Raw genomic sequence first — 19,822 nt, forward strand, 5'->3', positions numbered from 1 at the left:
CCGAGCAGTCCGCCTAGGCGGCGGCCAGGTGCTTGTCGAAGAACGCGTCGAGGCGCTCCACGGCCGGGGTCACGTACTCGGGCTTGTCGTAGAGGTCGACGTGCGACGCCCCGTCGACCAGGTACAGCTCCTTGGGCTCCTTGGCCTGGGCGTACGCCTGCTCGCTGCAATACTTCGTGTCCGCCCTGGTGCCCGCGATCATCAGCAGCGGACGCGGCGAGATCAGGTCGACGTGGTCGAAGGAGCCGTACGCCATGATCCGGTCCAGGCCCGCCACCACGTACCAGTTCTGCGCGTTCGGGTGCTGGGCGCGAGGTGTGCGGTAGTAGTCGGTGCCCTCGGCATACAGCGCCGGGGTGTCCTCGGTGACCTCGGCCGGGGTGTCCGGCACGATGTGCTCCAGCCGGGCCGGTTTGCCGTGCGCCTGGTCGGTGCGGTCCTGCGCGGCCGCCTCCAGCAGGCCGTCGCGCAGTTCGGCGTCGCCGTTGCCGCCCAGCCCGTCGCGGAACAGCGAGCCCATGTCGGCCGCGCTCACCGTGGCCACGGCCCTGATGCGGTGGTCGGTGGCCGCCGTGAACGGCACGTAGCCGCCCGACGCGCAGATGCCCAGCGCGCCGATGCGCGCCGGGTCGACCTCGTCGGCGGTGCCCAGGAAGGTGACGGCGCTGCGGATGTCCTCGGCGCGGGCGAACGGGTCCTCCAGGAAACGCGGCTCACCAGCGCTCTCACCCTGGTACGACGCGTCGAAGGCGAGCGTGACGTTGCCCTTCATGCACAGCTTCTGCGCGTACAGGCCCGCGGTCTGCTCCTTGACCCCGCCGAACGGGTGGCTGACCACGATCGCGGGCAGCTTCTGCCCAGCCTGGTAGTCGTCGGGTACGTAGAGGTCGCCTTTGACGTCCAGGCCGTTGCTCTTGAACGTGACACTCTTCTTCACGCGCCCACTCCTCACCTGACGCGGGGGTGAACGCCCCGATCCTACCGAGTGGGCCGACGCGGCACGTGCTACCTGCGGCGGAACGTGGTGACGAAGCGCAGCAGGGCGAAGAACAGCAGGCAGCCCACCAGCACGATGCCCATCGCGGCGGCGCGTTCACCGAAGGTGCCCGCCTTCACCACCACCGCGCCCGAGCCGATCACGAAGCCCGCCAGCGTCACGAACAGGCCCAGGATCTCGACGACCTTCAAGGTGCCCTCGGCGACCACCCGCTGCGCCGTCTCGACCTTCTCGGTCAGCGCCGCCGACGCCTCCTTGATCCGCCGTTCGGCCTGCTCGGCGACGGTGTCGCCGGCCGCCCGGGTGAGCTCCTGGGCGTACCCGTGCAACTGCCGGGTGACGACGATCAGCTCGCGCTCGCGTACGTAGTCCTGGTGGACCGCGTTGTGGCCCGGACCGAGCATGGCGATGGCCCGGTCGATCTCGTCGAGCGCCTGCTCGAAGCGGCCCAGCTTGCGCAGCGCGAACGCGCGCCGGAAGAACACGTTCGCGTCCAGCCCGCTGGAGGCCGTCAGCTGCTGGGACAGCTCCAGCATCAGCTCGGCCTGATCGGGCAGGTGGTCGGCGAACCACAGCCCGTGCATGCACACGTGGCGGGTCTTGGCGTCGACGTCCGGGGCGTCGACGGCCTGCCGGTAGAGCTCCAGACCCCGCCCCGAACGCGAGCCCAGTGCCCCGAACGCGGCCAGCCCGACGATGAGCGCGTCGCCGTCGAACTCGGCCAGCCAGCGGTGCGACTGCGACTGCAGCGCCTCGAACTTGAAATCGAACCGCAGCCGCTGCCCGTGCACGTACGCCAGCACGAGCCGGTCGAGAGCCGGGGCACCACGCAGCGCCTGCTCCTCGGCGGCGCCCGGGAACCGCTGCCCGGCGTCGCGGGCCAGCCAGGCGAGGTCCGTCGCGGCGGTACGCAGCTCGGGCAGGCTCATCTCGTGCCGCGCGGCCGCTGCCGACAGGTCGCCGATCCAGTCCAATGAGGTCGTGGCGACCTTCGGGGCCAGGTGCTCGACGAGGACGGCCACCCGCCCGCTCGGCCCCGCGTCGGCCAACCGGCGGTCCAGCGGGTCGCCGTGCTGCGGGTCGTGCTGCCGGGGCACCGCAGCCGGTTCGGCGCTCATCGCTCAGCCTCCAGATACGACAGACGTCGGGATCCGCTCACCGTAGCGGTTTCGTGCACGTCGATCGCGGGTGCCCCGGCCCGGCCGCTACCGGGCTCCGCGTCGGGCCGTGAGCGCGGTGAGCAGCTGATCCGGGTCGGTGCCGACGATCGGGATGAACAGGCTCGTGCCCAGTCTGCGTAGCATGCGCTGGTAGCGCACGATGCGCCAGAAGCCGTAGAAGCGACCAGCGGTCTCCCGCTCCTGGGCGCGCTTGTCCTCGCCTGGGTCGCGCGGCGTGACACACAGCATCCACACGCCGCCGGACCGCCGGACGGCTAGTTCCTTCACGTACGGCCACGGCAGGTGCAGAGCGGGCCGGGCGACGCCGTTGGGCCGCAGGAACAAGCCGTGCTCGTCGGCGCCCAGCAGCGGCGAGCGGGCCCTGGTGGCCTCGTCGAGACAGGTGACCACATAGTGCAGGCCGACCACGGCCAGCGCGATCACCGTGAGCAGCCAGGACCGGATCGCGATCAGGCACAGCGCAGCGGCGAGGGGCAGGTACACGGTGAACAGCCTGCGCTGGGTCAACTGCAGGGCGTACGCGAGCGGGTTGCTGCGCAGCAGCACCGGAAGGTCGTCGGGTACGCGCCCGTGCAGGCTCGGCGTGTGCAGGGTGCCGTGGCGATCGGTCGGGGAGCTCATCAGCGCGCGACGTTAGCAGGCCCGCGCGAGCAGCATGGCCCGCGGCGTCTGCTCGCCGGTCTGCGCCTTGCGGCTGGCCTGCGCGAACACGTCGAACCCGGCCTCGGTCACGAATCCGGCCATGCGGTCCGCCGAGCGGAAGTGGTAGTTGAGCGTGAAGGTGTGCCCGAACGCCTCGGTGCGCAGCCGGTCCTCGTCCAGGTTCTGGAAGATCAGCAGCAGGTGGCCGCCGTCGGCCAGTGCCCGCCGGAACCCGGCCAGCACCGACGGCAGCTCACCGTCCGGGACGTGGATGACCGAGTACTGCGAGCTGATCCCGGCGAGCGAGCCGTCGGCGACGGTCAGGGCCGTCATGGTGCCCTCGTCGAAGCGCAGGCGCGGATACCGGGCGCGGGCCAGCGCGAGCATGCCGGGGGACAGGTCCAGGCCGCGCACGTCCAGGCCCAGGCTCGCCAGGTGGGCCGTGCCGGGCCCGGCGCCGCAGCCGACGTCCAGCGTCTGCCCGCCGCCACCGGCCAGCACCAGTTCGGCGTAGGCGGCCATCATCGCCCGCTCGACCGGTATGCCGGCCAGCTCGTCGTGGAAGTGCTCGGCGTACGCACCGGCGAAGGTGTCGTACGCCGTCCGGGTGTCGTGCAGGAAGGACGGCTCGCTCACGCCGCCACCCTAAGCGGACCCCATGCGCCGCCGCCGCCCGGTCGAACAGCTTCACCGGTGGCGGCTACGATGCGCCGCATGACGCAGACGGCCCGGGTGCCGCGCCCACGGCAGGCGCTGTCCGAATCCGTACCGCCCGCCGAGCCCGGCGCGACGGTCCCCGACGTGGTCCGCCGACGGCTCTCCCCGGCGCTGCTGGACCCGTACGCCTGGCCGGCCGCGCTGTTCGTGACCATGCTGGCGGGCGTGCTGCGCCTGAGCAATCTCGCCAGCCCCGGCGGCAAGATGTTCGACGAGAACTACTACGCCACCGACGCCCACTTCCTGCTGGAGAAGGGCTTCGAGTGGAACGAGAAGGACAACACGGCCGGTTACGTCGTGCACCCTCCGCTCGGCAAGTGGATCATCGGACTGGGTGAGCAGGTCTTCGGCTACAACGAGCTGGGCTGGCGTATCTCCGCCGCCGTCTTCGGCACCCTGTCGGTGCTGCTGCTGACCCGCATCGCGATGCGCATGCTCGGCTCCGTCGTGCTCGGCTGCGCCGCCGGGCTGCTGATGGCCTTCGACGGCATGCACTTCGTGCTGTCGCGGGTCGCCATGCTCGACATCTTCCTGATGTTCTTCATCCTCGCCGCGTTCGGCGCGCTGGTGCTCGACCGCGACCAGCGCCGCACCCGCTGGCTGCGCTTCCTCGCCGACGGTGGCGACCCGCGCGCCCGGGGACGGCGCAGCCGCCCGCCGGGAGCCGTGCCGTGGTGGCGGCTGGCCGCGGCGCTGCTGTTCGGCTGCGCGCTGGCCGTCAAGTGGTCGGCGCTGGCGTTCGCGCCGGTGTTCGTGCTGCTCGTGCTCTGGTGGGAGGTCGGCGCGCGGCGCAGCGCCGGGGTGCGCCGCCCGATCCGTGACACGATCCTCGACGAGACCGGCTGGCTGCTGGCCGGCGTGCCGATCACGGCCGCCGTCTACGTCGCGAGCTGGACCGGCTGGCTGTCCACCGACGGCGGCTACGCCCGGCACTTCCTGCGCGACAGCGGCCAGGACGAGCCGCCGTTCTGGGGCGCGCTGCGCAACCTCGCCCACTACCACGAGGTGGCGTACGCCTCGCACCAGGCGATCACCGAGGCGCACGCCTACCAGTCGGTGGGTGAGTGGGCCCCGATCCAGTGGCTGCTGCTGGGCCGCCCGGTGCTGCTCTACCGCAACGAGAACATCCCCTGCGACGCCGACAAGTGCATGGCCGACGTGCTGCTGCTCGGCACGCCCCTGTTGTGGTGGGCGTTCATCCCGGCGCTGCTGGCCGCGATCTGGTTCGGCATCGCCCGCCGCGACTGGCGCGCCGGTGCCGTGCTGGCGATGACCGCCGCGGCGCTGATCCCGTGGTTCTTCTTCCCGGCGCGCACGATGTTCTACTTCTACGCCCTGCCCGCCGAGCCGTTCCTGATCCTGGCGCTGGTGTTCGTGTTCGGCGCGGCGATGACCCCGCCGCCGGGCCGCCCGCCGGACCCCGACCGGCAACTGTTCGGCTCCGTCATGGCCGGGGTGTTCGTGCTGCTGGTCGTCGTCGTGTTCACGTACTACCACCCGATCTACACGGGCGGTTCGCTGCCGTACGAGGACTGGAGCCGGCGCATGCTGCTGGGCAACCTGTGGATCTGATCAGTACCGCTCCATCAGCGCCCGGACGTTGAGCACGTACGTCGCGTTCGGGTACCACACGGCGTCGCCGTCGAGGATCTCCTTGTCGACGGCGCCCTGCCCGAAGTTGTACGCCGCGATGACCGCGTTGAGCAGGCACCACTCCTTGCTGTCGGCGACGGCCGGGTCCTGGCGGCAGTCGTCCTCGCGCAGCGTGTAGTCCGGTGTGCACGCCGGGGCGGGCGACACGTCCGGGTCGGGCTCCTCGCAGCCGAACCCGTACTTCATCCCGAAGTACCGGATCAGCCACTGCAGGTAGGCCGAGCCCAGCATCGTGTTGCCTTGGAGCGTGTTCACGTCCTCGTCGAGGGTGAACGGCGAGTCGTCGTTGAGCCACGTCGCCGTGCTCGGCATGACCTGCATGGTGCCGATGCCGCCGTCGCACGCGACGATGGTCGACTGCCAGCCGCTCTCCTGCATCGCCACCGCCTTGATCACCTTCGCGGGCAGGGTGACCTGCGAGACCGTCCAGAACTTGCGGGCCGCGGCGGCCTCCAGCGCCGCCTCGACGTCGGCCATGGGCGCGCCCGCACCCTTGTGGATCGGGCACTTGGCGCCCGCGGGCGGCGACGGCTTGGGCGCGGGCGGCGGCGGGCCGGGCAGGTCCACCTTCTTCGGGCTCGGTTTGGGCTTGGGCTTCGGTTTCGGTGACTTCGACGGCGACGGCTTCACCGACGGCGACGGCGACGCACTCGGCTCGGCGTCGGCGGACTCGCCCGGTGTGGGCAGGGCCCCGGTCTCGAACACGGCACTCGGGCGCGGCTCGGCCCCGGTCACCGGGTCGTCGCCGCGTTCGAGCATGACCACGGTCGCGGCCAGCACCGCGGCGACCACGGTGAACGAGCCGACTACGGCGTGCGTACGCGTGAAGCGCATTGGTCGTCCTCCCCAGGGATCCCAAGGCGGCCGAGCGTAGTGCACCCGGCGGCGCGCCGGGTGCCCCGCCTGCGCCCATGCGCCCGCCACGCTCGCCGGGGGAGGACTACTCTCAGCGTGTGGCCAGGTATTTCGACGTGCATCCGGACAACCCGCAGGCTCGCTCCATCCGGCAGGTCGTCGACATCGTGCGGGAGGGCGGGCTGATCGCCTACCCGACCGACTCGTGCTTCGCCTTCGGCTGCAAGCTCGGCGACAAGAACGGGCTGGACCGCATCCGTGACATCCGCAAACTCGACGACCGGCACCACTTCACCCTGGTCTGCCGCGACTTCGCCCAGCTCGGGCAGTTCGTCAAGATTGACAACGCGGTGTTCCGCCTGATCAAGGCGTCGACCCCGGGCAGCTACACCTTCATCCTCCCGGCGCTGCGCGAGGTGCCGCGCCGGATGCTGCACCCCAAGAAACACACCGTGGGCGTACGCATCCCCGACCACCCGGTCGCCCAGGCGCTGCTGGCGGAACTCGGCGAACCACTGGTCTCCAGCACCCTGCTGCTGCCCGGCGACACCGAGCCGATGACCCAGGGCTGGGAGATCAAAGAACGCCTGGACCACCTCATCGACGCGGTCATCGACTCCGGCGACTGCGGCACCGAACCCACGACCGTCGTCGACCTGTCCGAAGGCGAACCCGAGATCCTCCGCATCGGTGCCGGCGACCCCACCCGCTTCGAGTGACGGACGGGCCGGTCACCACGGCTCGGCGAACCAGTGCCGGGCGTACGGGTTGTCGTTGTACGGGTGCGGCGGGACCAAGGTGCGCGTGAGTTCCCACGCGCACCTTCATCGTGGCTGGTTCAGGCAGTCGTCGCCTTCTTACGGGCCGTACGGATCCAGCCGTACGCGGTGTGCCGCGGCACGTCGTAGTGGTCGGCGATGACGCTCGCGCTGTCCCCGGCCTGGCGCAGCACCTGCTCGAAGTCGTCCGGCAGCTTGCGGTAGCTGCGGCTGCCGCCGCTCGGGTGCCCGCTGTCCGGAGTGGACGAGGCGGACTTCTTCGCCGTCGCCTTCGCGGGTGAGGCCTTCTTCTCCCGTGTCACGGCCGCCGCGCCGCGCGCGGATCCCTTGGCCCGCGCCGGTTTCGCCGTGCTCGCCTTGGCCGAGGCCGTCTTGGCCGCACCGGGCTTGGCGGCGGCAGTGTCGGCCTTGACCGCGCTCGGCCTGCCCGCGCGGGATCGGCGAGCGGCTGCCGGTTCGGCGGCCGTGGGCGGCACCGGCTCGGCTGCGGCCGCCGGGGCGGCGGTCTTCGCCGGGGCGCGCTTGCGGGCGGGCGGCTTCGGCGCGGCCGTGTCGGCGGCCGGGGCCTGGATCTCCAGTTCACCGGGCACCGCGGGTGCAGCCGGGGCGGTGTGGGACGGCTTGGCCGGTGCGGGGGCCGCAACGGCGCCCGAGGTCGCCGCCAATACGGCGGCGACGAGCTGGTTCAGGTCGAGCACGGGCAGGGCGCCGGGCATCAGGGTGCCGCCGGAGCCGGGCGCCAGGCGCAGCTCGCGTACCGTCGTCGCCGCCCCGTCGAGGTCGAGCCGGATCGTCGTGACGGCCTGCGTGGGGTCGTCAGGCGTGATGGTGACGGTGTATGAGGACATGCGTAGCGGCCTTCCGTGCCTGAAGCCACCGGCGTGCGTCCCCGTCGCGCGCGTCGGCTCTGGCCGTGAGAATTGTTCGCGCCAAGGTACTGCACGAATAGCGGACGACCAAATCACTTGGGATTTCGCGGTTTATCGACGACGTCTATCTCTCCGTTCGGCGACATTGAAACCGGCCCTGCGCCACGAGTGCGCGGCGCAGGACCGGTTGCTGTCGACCTTTACGCCGGGGCGGGCTATCGGCGGGCCGCCGGATGAGACTTACTAATGGTTAGTGACTAACCGGCGGTTTGCGGTTCAGGGCCGCCGCCGCCAGGCTGGGGGAGCACCGTGATCAGTGCGGTGTTCCCCGGCGAACGAGATATGGCGATGACGAGACCACGAGTGGACGACAACCCTCTGCTGGCCGAACTGCGATGGGTGCACGACATGCTGCGCCGCGACCTGGCGGCGGTGCGCAGGCTGGCCGACGAGGCCGCCGGCGGCGCGCCCGCCCGCGACCTCCAGCAGGGCCTGCGCAAGCTGCAGAGCAACGGCCCGCTGTTCCAACTGAAGATCAACTGCCTGAGCTACTGCCAGTTCGTACACCATCACCACCAGGCCGAGGACGCCATGATGTTCCCGGCGGTACGCCGTGCGGCACCACACCTGCGAGCGACCGTCGACCGGCTGGAGGCCGACCACCGCGTCGTGTCGGACCTGCTCGACCAGGTCGAAGGCGCAGCTCGGGCATTGGGCGGCGACGACGCGGAGATACGCGCGAAGCTGGTGGTGGCCCTGCGCACGCTCTCCGACAAGCTCCTCGAACACCTGGAGTTCGAGGAGGGAGAGCTCGGGCCGGTGCTGAAGACCTGGAAGAGGTGGCCGTTCCATGGCTGACGAGCCGCGGTTCGGTCTGGCCCGCGATGGCCGAACGCGGCAGCTCCCGCGGTCGCGCAATTGTTTCCGCGAAGCCGATGAGTTCTGCCCGCCCCGATCGTCAGAGCAGGTGTAGACACACTCGCAGGATCCGAGGAGACCACCATGAGCGCGACCGCATCGACCGGCACTGGCGCATACGCCGAGGTAAACGGCATCAACCTGTACTACGAGACGCACGGCTCGGGCCGTCCGATGATCCTGCTGCACGGCGGGCTCGGCTCGGGCGAGATGTTCGGGGCGATCCTGCCGATGCTCGCCGACCACCACCAGGTGATCGCCGTCGACCTGCAGGGACACGGCCGCACCGCCGACATCGACCGGCCGCTCGAAGTGCCGCTGATGGCCGACGACATCGGCGCGCTCATCGCGCACCTCGGGCTCGACCGCCCGGACGTGGTCGGCTTCTCCCTCGGCGGCGGCGTCGCCCTGCTGACCGGGATCCGGCACCCGGAGAAGGTCGGCCGCGTGGTCTCGGCCTCGGCCAACATCCGCCGCAGCGCCGTCTACCCCGAGATGCTCGGCCAGCAGGGCCAGGTGAACGCGGCCGCAGCCGAGTTCCTGAAGGACACCCCGATGTACGAGCTGTATCACCGCGTCGCACCGCGCCCGGAGGACTTCCCCCGGCTGCTCGACAAGATCGGTGCAGCTATGCAGCAGGACTTCGACTACACCGACGAGGTGCGCGGCATGCAGGTGCCGACCCTGATCGTCGCGGCCGACGCCGACATGGCCCCGCCGAGCCACTTCGTGGAGATCTTCAACCTGCTCGACGGCGGTCTGCGCGACGGCGGCTGGATGGGTGAGGGCCGGCCCAAGGGCGGCCATGCGCTGGCGATCCTGCCCGGCCTGACCCACTACAACCTGGTCGACTCGCCGCTGTTCGCCGCGACCGCCCTGGCGTTCCTCGACCAGCAGGACTGAGCCCGCGGATCCGGCCCGTGACGGCGGCACCGTGGCAGTGAGCCACGGTGCCGCCGCAGGTGGTCAGTCGTTGGTGCCCGAGGTCCGGAACCGGGTCGCGGTTCTCGCCGTCGCCCGCGGGCACAGCCGTTGCCACTCGGCCCACAACGCGTCCCGGCGCGAGTCATGCATGTACGCGGTCGGCCGGGTGCGGTAGCTGCGGCCGTCGCGAAGCCTCAGCAGCAGCACGTTGTCGCTGTTACGGATGTCGGCCTGGCCGTAGGAGTCCGGATCGTAGGCAGGGTAGAGGCAGTCCAGGTGCAGGCTCCCGACATCCTGCGGATCGACCTGATCCACGCGGCCGCTGACGGTGCGGACGGCGAGCACAGGGGTCGCGCTGTCGAGCAGCTTGATCTCGACGACCCGAGGGCGGTCCCAGAACCAGTAGACGATGCCGATGACCGCGGCGAGCCCAGCGGCACCCACCAGCAGGTAGCCGTAGAAGCTGGAGTCCGACCGGAGCAGGCCGAGGTAGGCGGCCGACGGGGTCACGGCGGCCCACACGAACCACCGTGCCCAGTTCCGGCCCCGCTTGCCCGCCTGCCACAGCGTGCCCTCATTGATCGTCACACGTCTATGATGAGGCAGGTCGTCAAGCGGCCGCAGGCGCGTTCCACGGAGACCGTCGGGTCAGCGGGCCGTCGTTCACCGTGGGACCATCGGCCGGTGATCGACGCTTCGCGGTATACGGACTTCGCCCTGCGGGAGGCGCGGGGCGTGTCGCCGACCTACGAGCGGCTGGCATTCGCGATCGCGGCCGACGAGCAGGTCCTCGGACTGCTGGCCACCGTCCCGGAGTCGAAGCGGCAGCCGAACCTGCTGCTCGGCGTCGTACGCCTGCTCGGCGGCCCGGTGGACGACCCGGCTGCCTTCCACGACTTCACCGTGGCGCACTGGCCGGCGATCGAGGCCGAGCTGCGAACGCGGGCCACCCAGACCAACGAGGCGGGCCGGTGCGCGGTGCTGCTGCCGGTGCTGGCCGCGTTGCCGCAGCCGCTGGCGCTGCTGGAGGTCGGCGCGGCGGCCGGGCTCGGCCTCTACCCCGACCGCTACACCTACCGGTATGGCGACCACGAGATCGGATCCGGTGGCCCGGTGCTCGACTGCGCCCTCACCGGAACAGCACCGCCGACGCGGCTGCCCGAGGTGGTGTGGCGGGCGGGCCTGGATCTGAACCCGCTCCAGGTCACCGACCCCGCCGACGTCGCCTGGCTGGAGGCGCTGATCTGGCCCGAACACCGGCACCGCCGGGAGCGACTGCGTGCCGCGGCGGCCGTCGCGGCGGCGGACCCGCCGACGCTGATCCGCGGTGACCTGGTGGACGACCTGCCCGGCCTGGCCGCGCAGGCGCCCGCCGACGCGACGCTCGTCGTGTTCCACACCTCCGTGCTGTACCAGGTGCCGCCCGAGCGCAGGACGGCGTTCACGGGCCTGGTCCGGGAACTGCCCGGCCACTGGATCTCGGTGGAGGACCCGGACGTCATGGCCTACCAGGGCCTTCCGTCCGCCCCGGACGGCGCGCTGCACAACGTGCTCGCCCTGGACGGGACCCCGCTGGCCTGGGCGCGTGGCCACGGGCAGGCGATGACGTGGTTCGCGCCCACCGGATGACGGAGTGGTCCGTCACACTGCCCGGCACACACCCGCCACGGCAGGTCGCCGTGCGCCTACCGTTGACCACATGACCGCACCCACCCCCATGAAGATCTGTGTCTTCCTGTCGGCCAGCGACCTCGACGAGCGCTACACCGCGCCGACCCGCGAGTTCGCCGAGCTCGTCGGCAGGGCCGGGCACACGCTGGTGTGGGGCGGTTCCGACGCCGGGCTGATGAAGGTCGTCGCCGACGGCGTACGGGCGGGCGGCGGGCGGCTGTCCGGGTTCTCGGTCGACTTCCTGCGGCAGTTCGCCAGGGCGGACGTGGACGAGATGACGGTCGCCAAGGATCTCGCCGAGCGCAAGGCGATGCTGCTCGCCGCCGCCGACGCGGTGGTCGTGCTGGCCGGTGGCCTGGGCACGCTGGACGAGGCGACCGAGGCCCTGGAGTTGCGCAAGCACGGGCTGTTCGACAAGCCGGTGGTGCTGCTGAACACGGCGGGTTTCTACGACGGCCTGATCCTGCAGCTGCGCCGCATGGACGAGGAGGGCTTCCTGCCGGTGCCGCTGGCCGACCTGGTCTTCATCGCCGACACCGGCGCCGAGGCACTGGCGTACCTGGAGAAGACGACCCGGCTCGCGGGCTGAGCACCGGCCCGGTCAGACGCCGACGCGCTCGCCGATCGCGGCCAGCCATCGCGCGGCCTGGTGCGGGTCGGGGCTGGTCAGCCCGTACAGGTCGGTTACCGCGCGGGCGGCCGCGACCCAGTCGCCGTCCCGCAGCGCGGTGCAGGCCCGCGCGGCCGCGTAGTCCCACCAGGCCTGCCGGTCGGTGGGCGGCTGTGGCCAGCCGGTCTCGAACCGGGTCAGCCGCCGGTACGCCGCGTCGCACGCGTCACGCAGCCACGTCCGTTCGGCCGCCGACACCGCCGTCCCGGCGGCTGCGATGGCCAGTGGCCGCCGCCACGAGGTCGGCAGCAGCACCTCGTCGACGCCGCGCAGTGCCCCGGCCACGACGGCGTGCAGGGTGGCGTCGTCCGCGCCGTCCAGGTGCCGGACGGACCAGCCGAGGCGGGCGAAGACCTCGGCGTCGGGCAACGGCACCCACGAGTCGAGTTCGCTGAACGCGTGGGCGAGGTCGGCGTGCGCCCCGGCCGCGCCCAGCGCGACGGCCTGGCGTACGCCGATGGTGTGCCCGCGGGTGAGCAGCCCGGCGGCAGGGGTGAGCTGGACCCGCTGGTGCGGGGCCGACCGGGGATGGAATCCCTGGTCTGGGCCCCAGCACCAGCGGTCGGGCCGTACGCCGTGGGGGATCAGCCCAGCGAACGGGCCCGTCGACGACACCGGTGGACAGCGATGGGCTCCGGTCTCACTGTTCAGCCAGTCCGTCGATCCGGTCATGGGGTCACCGCCTAACGGGACGGGGCAGCGAACGGGATCTTGGGTAGTTCCTGTGCCGGGTCGCCGGCCGGGTGTGTCCACAGGCCGCGGTCGCGCAGGATCGGCAGCACACCCTCGCCGAACCAGTACGCCTCCTCGACGTGCGGGTGTCCGGACAGGATGAACTCGCTGATGCCGAGGTCGGCGTATTCGGCGATGCGGTCGGCGATCTCGGTGTGGCTGCCGACCAGCGCGGTGCCCGCGCCGCCACGGACCAGGCCGACGCCCGCCCACAGGTTCGGTGCGATCTGCAGGCTGTCGCGCCTGCCGCCGTGCAGGGCGAGCATGCGCCGCTGCCCTTCGGACTCGCTGCGGGCCAGGCCCGCCTGCACGGTGGCGATGTCGCCGTCGCTGATGCCGTCGAGCAGCTTGCGGGCCTGCGCCCAGGCCTCGTCGGCGGTGTCGCGGGCGATGACGTGCAGCCGGATGCCGTAGCGCAGCTCGCGGCCCTGCTCGGCGGCGAGTTCGCGGATCCAGTCGAGCTTGCCGGCGACCTGTGCGGGCGGCTCGCCCCAGGTGAGGTAGACGTCGGCGTGCCTGGCGGCGACCGGACCGGCGGCCTGGGACGAGCCGCCGAAGTAGATCGGCGGCACCGGGTCGGGCACCCGGGGCAGGGTCGCGCCCTCGATACGGTGGTGCTCACCGGTGAAGTCGACGCTGCCGCCCCGCCACAGCGAGCGGGTGACGTGCAGGAACTCGTCGGCGCGGGCGTAGCGGGCGTCCTTGTCGAGCCAGTCGCCGTACGCCCGCTGCTCGTGGGTCTCGCCGCCGACGACGACGTTGAGCAGCAGCCTGCCCTCGGAGTGGCGCTGGAAGGTGGCGGCCATCTGCGCGGCGAGGGTCGGTGACAGCAGGCCAGGCCGGAACGCGACGAGGAACTTCAGCCGTTCGGTGACCTCGGTGAGCATCGCGGTGGACAGCCAGGCGTCCTCGCACCACGCGCCGGTCGGCGTGAGCGCGCCGGCGAAGCCCAGCTGCTCGGCGGTGCGGGCGATCTGGCCGAGGTAGGCCAGCGTCGCCGGGCGCGCGCCGCCGGCCACGCCCGCGGGCAGGCCGTGGCCGCCGCCGACGATGAACCGGCTGTCGCCGTAGGTGGGCAGGAACCAGTGGAAGGCGAGGCTCATGTTGCTGTCTCCGTGCTGTTCAGGGTGGGTCGCGGTCCGGGAGCCGCGGTGCCGTTGCCGCCGAACTCGCGGCCTCGTGGCTCCCGGACCGGCGTCGTGGGTGGATCAGAGCAGGTAAATCGGATGCTGGCATGGTCAGGCGGGCCAGCACAATCCATCGAGCAGATAATTCATATTAACTCTATGGGATATACAGGAGAACTATGTGATCCGGGTCACAAAAGCCTGGACGCTCTTGTCTGCGCGCTCCTACGGTCCCTAGCCATGAAGCGAAGCCTGCGCCTGACTCAGCGGCGCCACGTGGACTTCCAAAGGGTGTGCAGCAGCGGCTGTTGACGCCGCCGTCAACCTGCGCCGCGTTCCTCGACTCCGAAACCCCGAGCCGCTCTCGACGACACGAGGACGGCCGTCTCGGCACACCCTCCACCGCCTGCGAAGGGCTTCACCGTGCGTTTCCACCTGTCCACCCGCCTGCTCGCCGCGACCGTCGCGATCGGCGCACTGACCGCCTGCGGCTCCGCCGGCGGCATCAGCCCGGCCAGCGCCGACGCGTCGTCGCGTACCGCCGGGGCTGTGCTCAACGGCGGGGGCTCCCCGGTCGACGGGGGCATCCTGCACCTGTCGATGTCCGCCGACCCGCTCTGCCTCGACCCGCACGCCATCTCCTCCGACGTGGAGCAGATCTTCGGGCGCATCCTCACCGACAACCTCGTCTACCTCGACGCCGGCGGCAACCCCGGGCCGTGGCTGGCCGAGAAGTGGGACATCTCCGCCGACGGCAAGGTCTACACGTTCCACCTGCGCAAGGGGGTGACGTTCAGCGACGGGGCGGTGTTCGACGCCGCCGCCGTGGTCGCCAACTTCGCGCACATGCTCGACCCGGACACCCGCTCGCCGCTGGCCGGGCCGTACATCGCGCCGTACGAGGGCAGCCGCATCGTCGACCCGTACACGCTGGAGGTGACCCTCAAGCAGCCGTACACCCCGTTCCTGGACGTGCTGGCGCAGGGCTGGCTCGGCCTGCTGTCGCCCAAGGCGATCAAGGAGAGCACCCCGGCGCAGCTGTGCGAGAAGCCGGTCGGCTCCGGGCCGTTCGTGCTGACCGGATACACCAAGACGCAGGGGGCGACGTTCGTCCGGCGCGAGGGCTACGACTGGGCGCCGCCGCAGCTCGGCTACTCCGGGGCGGCCCACCTCGACGGCATCGACGTGTCCTGGGTCGGGCAGGACGCCGTACGGTTCAACTCGCTGGTCAGCAACCAGTACCAGGCCACCGGGTACGTGCCCGCGCAGAACGCGGCGGCGGTCAAGACGAACCCGAACCTGGTGTACTCCAACGTCAACCGGATCGGGCTGCCGTACACCATCGAGTTCAACACCTCCCGGGCGCCGTTCGACGACCTCGCGATCCGGCAGGCGTTCGTGTCCGCGGTCGACCGCGAGGCCCTGGTCAAGACCGTCGGGTTCGGTGAGCGGCAGCTCGCGACCAGTTTCGTGGACCGGGTCACCAAGTACTACGACCCGGCGGTGAAGCTGCGCGGGCACGACCTGAAGGTCGCGAACGAGCTGCTGGACAAGGCGGGCTGGACCGGGCGCGACGCCGAGGGATACCGCACCAAGGACGGCAAGCCGCTGCTGGTGCAGTGGCCGGTGGCCCAGACCGCCACCATCAGCCCGATCTTCGACCTGGTCCAGGCGCAGGTGAAGGCCGTCGGTATCAAGGTCGACATCGAGCTGCTGCCCAGCGCGCAGCTGACCACCAGACGCTACGGCGGCGACTACGACCTGTCGGCGGGTGTCTGGCACACCAACACCCCCGACGTGCTGTACATCAAGTACGCCACGTTCAGCATCCCCAACGCCACACGGCTGGGCCAGAACACCTCCCGCATCAGCGACGCCCAGCTCGACGGATGGCTGGAGGAGGCCCGCCGCACCGGTGACCGGGCGAAACTGACCGATCTGTACGCCAAGTCCCAGCAGCGCCTGGCCGAACTGGTGCCCGGCTTCCCCGTCTACGACAACTCCGTGCTGTGGGCGTTCAGCGCCAAGCTGCACGACGTCGTCGTCGACACCTCTCACGGCACCCCGTACTTCGGGTACGCCTGGCTGGAGAAGTAGACATGCGCCAGCTGAAACGGATCGCCACCCGGTTCGCCGCCGGCGTCGGGGTGCTGTGGGGCGCGGCGACGCTGTCGTTCGCCGCGCTGCACGTCACCGCGGGCGACGCGGCCCTGGCGACGGTGGCCGGGGACGGAGCCAACCCGACCCAGGCCGTGCTCGACCGGGTCCGCGCCGACTACGGCCTCGACCAGCCCCTGTGGCAGCAGTACCTCGGCTATCTCGGCCGGCTGCTGCAGGGGGACCTGGGCGAGAGCTACCAGCAGCGCGTACCCGTGGCGACGGCGATCGGGGAGCAGCTGGGCGAGACGGTTCAGCTGGCGCTGTCGGCCGCGCTGGTCGCGGTCGTCCTGGCGGTGGGGACCGCGGTCCTCACCGCCAGGAGGCGGCCGTGGATCCGCTCGGCCGCCTCGGGCACCGAACTGGTGCTCACCTCGTTCCCGACGTTCGTGCTCGGCCTGGTGCTGCTCATCGTGTTCTCGTTCCAGGCCGGATGGTTCCCGGTGTCGGGCAACGACGGCCCCGCCGCACTGGTCCTGCCGACGTTCACCCTCGCGCTGCCGATCGCGGCGACGCTGTCGCAGGTGCTGCGCACCGAACTGGAGGAGGTCCTCGAACAGCCGTTCATCCTGACCGCCCGCAGCCGCGGCATGCGCGACGCGGGCGTACGGCTGCGCCACGCGCTGCGGCACGCGCTCATCCAGATCGTGACCATGTCCGGGTTCGTCATCGGCGGCCTGCTCGGCGGCGCGGTGATCACCGAGACGCTGTTCGTGCGCCGCGGCGTCGGCCAGCTCATGCTCACCGCCACCACCAGCAAGGACATTCCGCTGGTGCTCGGCGTGGTGCTGTTCGCGGCCGCCGTGTACGTGGTCGTCAACCTCGTCGTCGACATCGTCTACGGCCTCATCGACCCGAGAGTGGTGACCGCGTGACCGCCATCACCGTCCCCGCCGTCCTGCCCGAACGGCGCGGGCACACCGCCGCCCGGCGGCGTTCGCTGCGGCCCGGTGTCGTGCTCGGCCTGGCCTTCATCGGACTGCTCGCGGTCGCCGCCGCCGCGCCGGGGCTGCTCACCGCGCACGACCCGCTGGAGATCAGCAGCGCGGGCGCGTTCGTGCCACCCGGCGCGGAACACCTGCTGGGCACCGACCAGTCCGGCCGGGACACCCTCGCCCGCATGGTCTACGGGGCGCGCTCGTCGCTGGTGATGGGCCTGGGCGCGACCGCGATCGCGGTGACGCTCGGCTCCGCGATCGGCCTGCTCGCGGGCCTGGCCAACCGGTACGTCGAGGGCGCCGTGATGCGGCTCATCGACGTGGCGCTGTCCATCCCGGACCTGCTGCTGGCCCTGGTCGTCATCACCCTGCTGGGCACCGGCACGGTCAACGCGCTGTTCGCGGTCGCGTTCGCCAGCGTGCCCTACTACGCCCGGATGATCCGCGCGCAGACCCACGTGGTCCGCAGCGCGGCCTACGTCGAGGCGGCCACCGCGCTGGGGCTGCGCCGGTCGGCGGTGATCCGCCGCCACATCCTGCCCAACGCGTTCAAGCCGCTGGTCGTGCTGGCCACCATCGGCGTCGGCAACGCCATCGGCGCGGGCGCGTCACTGAGCTTTCTCGGCCTGGGCACCAAGCCGCCCGCGCCGGAGTGGGGCAACATGCTCTCGCTGGGCATCCAGTACATCTCCAACGACCCGTTCATGGTGATCGTGCCCGGCGTGGCGATCACACTGACCGTCCTGTCGGTGACGGTCGTCGGCCGGGACCTGCGCCGCCGTACGGAGGGCCGGTCGTGACCGCGCCGCTGGTACGGGTCGACGACCTGCGGGTGTCGTTCGGCGGGCACGGGGCCGACGTCGTCGACGGGGTGTCGTTCACGATCGCGCCGGGGGAGTGCCTGGCGCTGGTCGGGGAGTCCGGGTCGGGCAAGAGCGTCACCGCCCGCACCCTGGTCGGGCTCACCGGGCACGGCGCACGGGTGCGCGCCGCCGCGCTGCAGTTCGACGGCCGGGACGTGTCCCGCCACACCGAGCGCCACTGGCGCGGCATCCGGGGCGCGCAGGTCGGCTTCGTGCTCCAGGACGCGCTCAGTTCCCTGGACGCGCTGCGCCCGGTCGGCCGGGAGATCGCCGAACCGCTGGCCCTGCACACCACCCTCACCAAGGCCGCCCGCAGGGAGAAGGTCCTCGAACTGCTGCGGGCCGTCGGGGTCCCCGAACCGGAACTGCGGGCGCAGCAGTATCCGCACCAACTCTCCGGCGGGCTGCGCCAGCGGGCCCTGATCGCGTCCGCCATCGCCTGCGGGCCACGGCTGCTCATCGCCGACGAGCCGACGACCGCGCTCGACGCCACCGTGCAGGCGCAGATCCTGGAACTGCTCGGCGGGCTCAAGCGCGGCGACGCGGGCATGCTCGTGGTCAGCCACGACCTGTCCGTGGTCGCGCGGCTGGCCGACCGGGTCGCGGTGCTGCGCGACGGTCGCATCGTCGAGCACGGCCCGACCCGGCAGGTTCTGCAGGACCCGCAGCACGAGTACACGAAAGCGCTGCTCGCGGCGGTGCCCGCGACGCACGCCAAGGGCACCCGGCTGTCGTCCGCGCCCGCCGCCGTCATCCGCGCCACCCCGCGCGAGTTCGACCGCAGCACCCCGATCGTCGCCGCCGAAGGACTCGTCAAGACCTACGCCGGGCCGGACCGGACGCACCGGACCGTGGTCCGTGAAGTGTCCTTCGCGGTGCACCCGGGGGAGACGCTCGGCATCGTCGGGGAGTCCGGTTCGGGCAAGACGACGACCGCCCGGCTGATCCTGGGCCTGGAACGGGCCGACGGCGGGCACGTCAGCGTGCGCGGCCGCCGCTGGGACAGCCTGTCCCCGGCCGACAAGCGCGCCGAGCGCCGCCGCCTGCAGATCGTCTACCAGGACCCGCTCAGTTCCTTCGACCCCCGCTACACCGTCGGGCGGGTGCTCGGCGAGGCTGTCGCCGTCACCGGACTGCGGGCCGCGCAGCGCCGCGACCGCGCCGTCGAACTGCTGGAACAGGTCAGCCTCGGCGCGGAGCACCTCAAACGGCGGCCGCTGGAGCTGTCCGGCGGGCAGCGCCAGCGGGTCGCCATCGCCCGCGCGCTGGCCCCGGAACCGGAACTGATCGTCTGCGACGAGCCGGTGTCGGCGCTGGACGTGTCGGTCCAGGCGCAGATCCTGGACCTGCTCGCCGACCTGCAGGAGCGGCTCGGTGTCGCGTACCTGTTCATCTCGCACGACCTCGGTGTGATCCACCACGTCAGCGACCGGGTGCTGGTCATGAAGGACGGCGAGGTCGTCGAGTCCGGCGACGTACGGCAGATATTCACCGCGCCCGCCCACCCCTACACGCGCACGCTGCTGTCGGCCGTGCTCACGCCCGCACCACTGCCCGCCGGCTGAGGAGGAACACCTATGCCCTCGATCCTCGCGATCTCCGGATCGCCCTCACCCACCTCCAAGACCGCGCGCGTGCTGCGCCACGTCACCGACAACCTGCCCGGCTCCGGCTCCTACGAGGTGCGCCACCTCGCCGTGCGGGACCTGCCCGCCGAGGCGCTGCTCGGCGCGGACGTGCGCCACCCGGCGATCCTGGCAGTCGGCGCGGCCATCGCGGCCGCCGACGGCGTCATCGTCGCGACGCCGGTCTACAAGGCCGCGTACAGCGGCGTGCTCAAGTCGCTGCTGGACCTGCTGCCGCAGTACGCGCTGGCCGGGAAGGTGGTGCTGCCGCTGGCCACCGGCGGCACCCCGGCACACGTGCTGGCCATCGACTACGCGCTGCGGCCGGTGCTGTCCAGCATGGGTGCCACGCACATCACCGCCGGGTGCTTCATCCACGACAAGGCCATCGTCGACACCGACGGCGGCGGCATCCTGCTCGACGCCACCGGCCAGGCCTTCCTGGACTCCGTCGTCACCGGCTTCACCGACGCCCTCGCGGCCCGTTCCCTGCAGGCGGCCTGA

20 protein-coding genes are annotated in these 19,822 nt (G+C 71.6%); 11 read left to right on the forward strand and 9 right to left on the reverse strand.

Annotated features, from left to right (window positions below):
* Positions 1 to 13 precede the first annotated feature (13 nt).
* The 4 genes from HAV40_RS09635 to HAV40_RS09650 all read right to left on the reverse strand — a co-directional run bounded on the left by HAV40_RS09635 (position 14) and on the right by HAV40_RS09650 (position 3,456).
* Positions 14 to 937 carry an alpha/beta hydrolase gene (locus tag HAV40_RS09635; RefSeq protein ID WP_166380518.1) on the reverse strand — a complete coding sequence of 308 codons (924 nt, stop codon included), beginning with the start codon at positions 935 to 937 and terminating at the stop codon, positions 14 to 16.
* 68 nt (positions 938 to 1,005) lie between these two features.
* Positions 1,006 to 2,115, reverse strand: coding sequence for a tetratricopeptide repeat protein (locus HAV40_RS09640; protein ID WP_166380519.1), 1,110 nt, complete (start codon positions 2,113 to 2,115; stop codon positions 1,006 to 1,008).
* Between the two features lie 87 nt (positions 2,116 to 2,202).
* Positions 2,203 to 2,799: a hypothetical protein gene (locus HAV40_RS09645; RefSeq protein ID WP_166380520.1), complete on the reverse strand. Its 597-nt coding sequence runs from the start codon at positions 2,797 to 2,799 to the stop codon at positions 2,203 to 2,205.
* A gap of 12 nt (positions 2,800 to 2,811) precedes the next feature.
* Complete coding sequence (locus tag HAV40_RS09650; protein ID WP_166380521.1) at positions 2,812 to 3,456, reverse strand: class I SAM-dependent DNA methyltransferase; 645 nt, start codon at positions 3,454 to 3,456, stop codon at positions 2,812 to 2,814.
* A gap of 78 nt (positions 3,457 to 3,534) precedes the next feature.
* Here HAV40_RS09650 and HAV40_RS09655 point away from each other — a divergent pair, with 78 nt between their 5' ends.
* Positions 3,535 to 5,109, forward strand: coding sequence for a dolichyl-phosphate-mannose--protein mannosyltransferase (locus HAV40_RS09655; protein ID WP_166380522.1), 1,575 nt, complete (start codon positions 3,535 to 3,537; stop codon positions 5,107 to 5,109).
* Here the strand turns inward: HAV40_RS09655 and HAV40_RS09660 are convergent, their stop codons facing one another.
* Complete coding sequence (locus HAV40_RS09660; RefSeq protein WP_166380523.1) at positions 5,110 to 6,024, reverse strand: lytic transglycosylase domain-containing protein; 915 nt, start codon at positions 6,022 to 6,024, stop codon at positions 5,110 to 5,112.
* Positions 6,025 to 6,143: 119 nt separating this feature from the next.
* Between HAV40_RS09660 and HAV40_RS09665 the strand changes: the two genes are divergently transcribed.
* A complete protein-coding gene (locus HAV40_RS09665) occupies positions 6,144 to 6,764 on the forward strand; it encodes an L-threonylcarbamoyladenylate synthase (RefSeq protein ID WP_166380524.1) in 621 nt (206 codons plus the stop codon).
* Positions 6,765 to 6,883: 119 nt separating this feature from the next.
* Here HAV40_RS09665 and HAV40_RS09670 read toward each other — a convergent pair whose 3' ends face one another.
* Positions 6,884 to 7,672: a hypothetical protein gene (locus tag HAV40_RS09670; protein WP_166380525.1), complete on the reverse strand. Its 789-nt coding sequence runs from the start codon at positions 7,670 to 7,672 to the stop codon at positions 6,884 to 6,886.
* Positions 7,673 to 8,056: 384 nt separating this feature from the next.
* Here HAV40_RS09670 and HAV40_RS09675 point away from each other — a divergent pair, with 384 nt between their 5' ends.
* Together HAV40_RS09675 and HAV40_RS09680 are read left to right on the forward strand one after the other, a co-directional pair.
* Entirely contained in the window at positions 8,057 to 8,551 is a 495-nt protein-coding gene (locus HAV40_RS09675) for a hemerythrin domain-containing protein (protein ID WP_166380526.1), read from the forward strand.
* Between the two features lie 144 nt (positions 8,552 to 8,695).
* Positions 8,696 to 9,514, forward strand: a complete 819-nt coding sequence (locus tag HAV40_RS09680) for an alpha/beta fold hydrolase (protein WP_166380527.1) — start codon at positions 8,696 to 8,698, stop codon at positions 9,512 to 9,514.
* Positions 9,515 to 9,577: 63 nt separating this feature from the next.
* Here HAV40_RS09680 and HAV40_RS09685 read toward each other — a convergent pair whose 3' ends face one another.
* On the reverse strand, positions 9,578 to 10,123 hold the full coding sequence (locus tag HAV40_RS09685; protein WP_166380528.1) for a hypothetical protein: 546 nt from the start codon (positions 10,121 to 10,123) through the stop codon (positions 9,578 to 9,580).
* Positions 10,124 to 10,219: 96 nt separating this feature from the next.
* Between HAV40_RS09685 and HAV40_RS09690 the strand changes: the two genes are divergently transcribed.
* The gene (locus HAV40_RS09690; protein WP_239085673.1) at positions 10,220 to 11,164 is read left to right on the forward strand and encodes a DUF2332 domain-containing protein; all 945 of its coding nucleotides are present in this window, start codon (positions 10,220 to 10,222) and stop codon (positions 11,162 to 11,164) included.
* Positions 11,165 to 11,234: 70 nt separating this feature from the next.
* On the forward strand, positions 11,235 to 11,795 hold the full coding sequence (locus HAV40_RS09695; RefSeq protein WP_239085672.1) for an LOG family protein: 561 nt from the start codon (positions 11,235 to 11,237) through the stop codon (positions 11,793 to 11,795).
* Positions 11,796 to 11,807: 12 nt separating this feature from the next.
* Here the strand turns inward: HAV40_RS09695 and HAV40_RS09700 are convergent, their stop codons facing one another.
* Together HAV40_RS09700 and HAV40_RS09705 are read right to left on the reverse strand one after the other, a co-directional pair.
* Complete coding sequence (locus tag HAV40_RS09700; RefSeq protein ID WP_166380530.1) at positions 11,808 to 12,548, reverse strand: hypothetical protein; 741 nt, start codon at positions 12,546 to 12,548, stop codon at positions 11,808 to 11,810.
* An 11-nt stretch (positions 12,549 to 12,559) separates the two neighbouring features.
* Entirely contained in the window at positions 12,560 to 13,711 is a 1,152-nt protein-coding gene (locus tag HAV40_RS09705; RefSeq protein ID WP_166380531.1) for an LLM class flavin-dependent oxidoreductase, read from the reverse strand.
* 447 nt (positions 13,712 to 14,158) lie between these two features.
* Between HAV40_RS09705 and HAV40_RS09710 the strand changes: the two genes are divergently transcribed.
* From HAV40_RS09710 to ssuE, 5 genes are read left to right on the forward strand one after another with little or no spacing between them, the layout of a single operon-like run.
* The gene (locus HAV40_RS09710) at positions 14,159 to 15,832 is read left to right on the forward strand and encodes an ABC transporter substrate-binding protein (RefSeq protein ID WP_166380532.1); all 1,674 of its coding nucleotides are present in this window, start codon (positions 14,159 to 14,161) and stop codon (positions 15,830 to 15,832) included.
* Between the two features lie 2 nt (positions 15,833 to 15,834).
* Positions 15,835 to 16,767 carry an ABC transporter permease gene (locus HAV40_RS09715; protein ID WP_166380533.1) on the forward strand — a complete coding sequence of 311 codons (933 nt, stop codon included), beginning with the start codon at positions 15,835 to 15,837 and terminating at the stop codon, positions 16,765 to 16,767.
* Positions 16,764 to 17,630, forward strand: coding sequence for an ABC transporter permease (locus HAV40_RS09720; RefSeq protein WP_166380534.1), 867 nt, complete (start codon positions 16,764 to 16,766; stop codon positions 17,628 to 17,630). Before HAV40_RS09715 ends, HAV40_RS09720 begins: the two co-directional genes overlap by 4 nt.
* Positions 17,627 to 19,258, forward strand: a complete 1,632-nt coding sequence (locus tag HAV40_RS09725; protein ID WP_166380535.1) for a dipeptide ABC transporter ATP-binding protein — start codon at positions 17,627 to 17,629, stop codon at positions 19,256 to 19,258. The genes HAV40_RS09720 and HAV40_RS09725 overlap by 4 nt, the downstream gene beginning before the upstream one ends.
* A 12-nt stretch (positions 19,259 to 19,270) precedes the next feature.
* Positions 19,271 to 19,822 (forward strand): NADPH-dependent FMN reductase, encoded by a 552-nt coding sequence (gene ssuE, locus HAV40_RS09730; RefSeq protein WP_166380536.1) that lies wholly within the window; start codon positions 19,271 to 19,273, stop codon positions 19,820 to 19,822.

The organism is Catellatospora methionotrophica (assembly GCF_011297335.1).
Taxonomy (GTDB): domain Bacteria; phylum Actinomycetota; class Actinomycetes; order Mycobacteriales; family Micromonosporaceae; genus Catellatospora; species Catellatospora methionotrophica.

Excerpts from the sequence above, each read along its gene's own strand:
- HAV40_RS09695 (WP_239085672.1), top strand. The coding sequence starts at position 11,235 with ATGACCGCACCCACCCCCATGAAGATCTGTGTCTTCCTGTCGGCCAGC.
- HAV40_RS09700 (WP_166380530.1), bottom strand. The coding sequence starts at position 12,548 with ATGACCGGATCGACGGACTGGCTGAACAGTGAGACCGGAGCCCATCGC.
- HAV40_RS09660 (WP_166380523.1), bottom strand. The coding sequence starts at position 6,024 with ATGCGCTTCACGCGTACGCACGCCGTAGTCGGCTCGTTCACCGTGGTC.
- HAV40_RS09705 (WP_166380531.1), bottom strand. The coding sequence starts at position 13,711 with ATGAGCCTCGCCTTCCACTGGTTCCTGCCCACCTACGGCGACAGCCGG.
- HAV40_RS09640 (WP_166380519.1), bottom strand. The coding sequence starts at position 2,115 with ATGAGCGCCGAACCGGCTGCGGTGCCCCGGCAGCACGACCCGCAGCAC.
- HAV40_RS09645 (WP_166380520.1), bottom strand. The coding sequence starts at position 2,799 with ATGAGCTCCCCGACCGATCGCCACGGCACCCTGCACACGCCGAGCCTG.
- HAV40_RS09670 (WP_166380525.1), bottom strand. The coding sequence starts at position 7,672 with ATGTCCTCATACACCGTCACCATCACGCCTGACGACCCCACGCAGGCC.
- ssuE (WP_166380536.1), top strand. The coding sequence starts at position 19,271 with ATGCCCTCGATCCTCGCGATCTCCGGATCGCCCTCACCCACCTCCAAG.
- HAV40_RS09655 (WP_166380522.1), top strand. The coding sequence starts at position 3,535 with ATGACGCAGACGGCCCGGGTGCCGCGCCCACGGCAGGCGCTGTCCGAA.
- HAV40_RS09680 (WP_166380527.1), top strand. The coding sequence starts at position 8,696 with ATGAGCGCGACCGCATCGACCGGCACTGGCGCATACGCCGAGGTAAAC.
- HAV40_RS09715 (WP_166380533.1), top strand. The coding sequence starts at position 15,835 with ATGCGCCAGCTGAAACGGATCGCCACCCGGTTCGCCGCCGGCGTCGGG.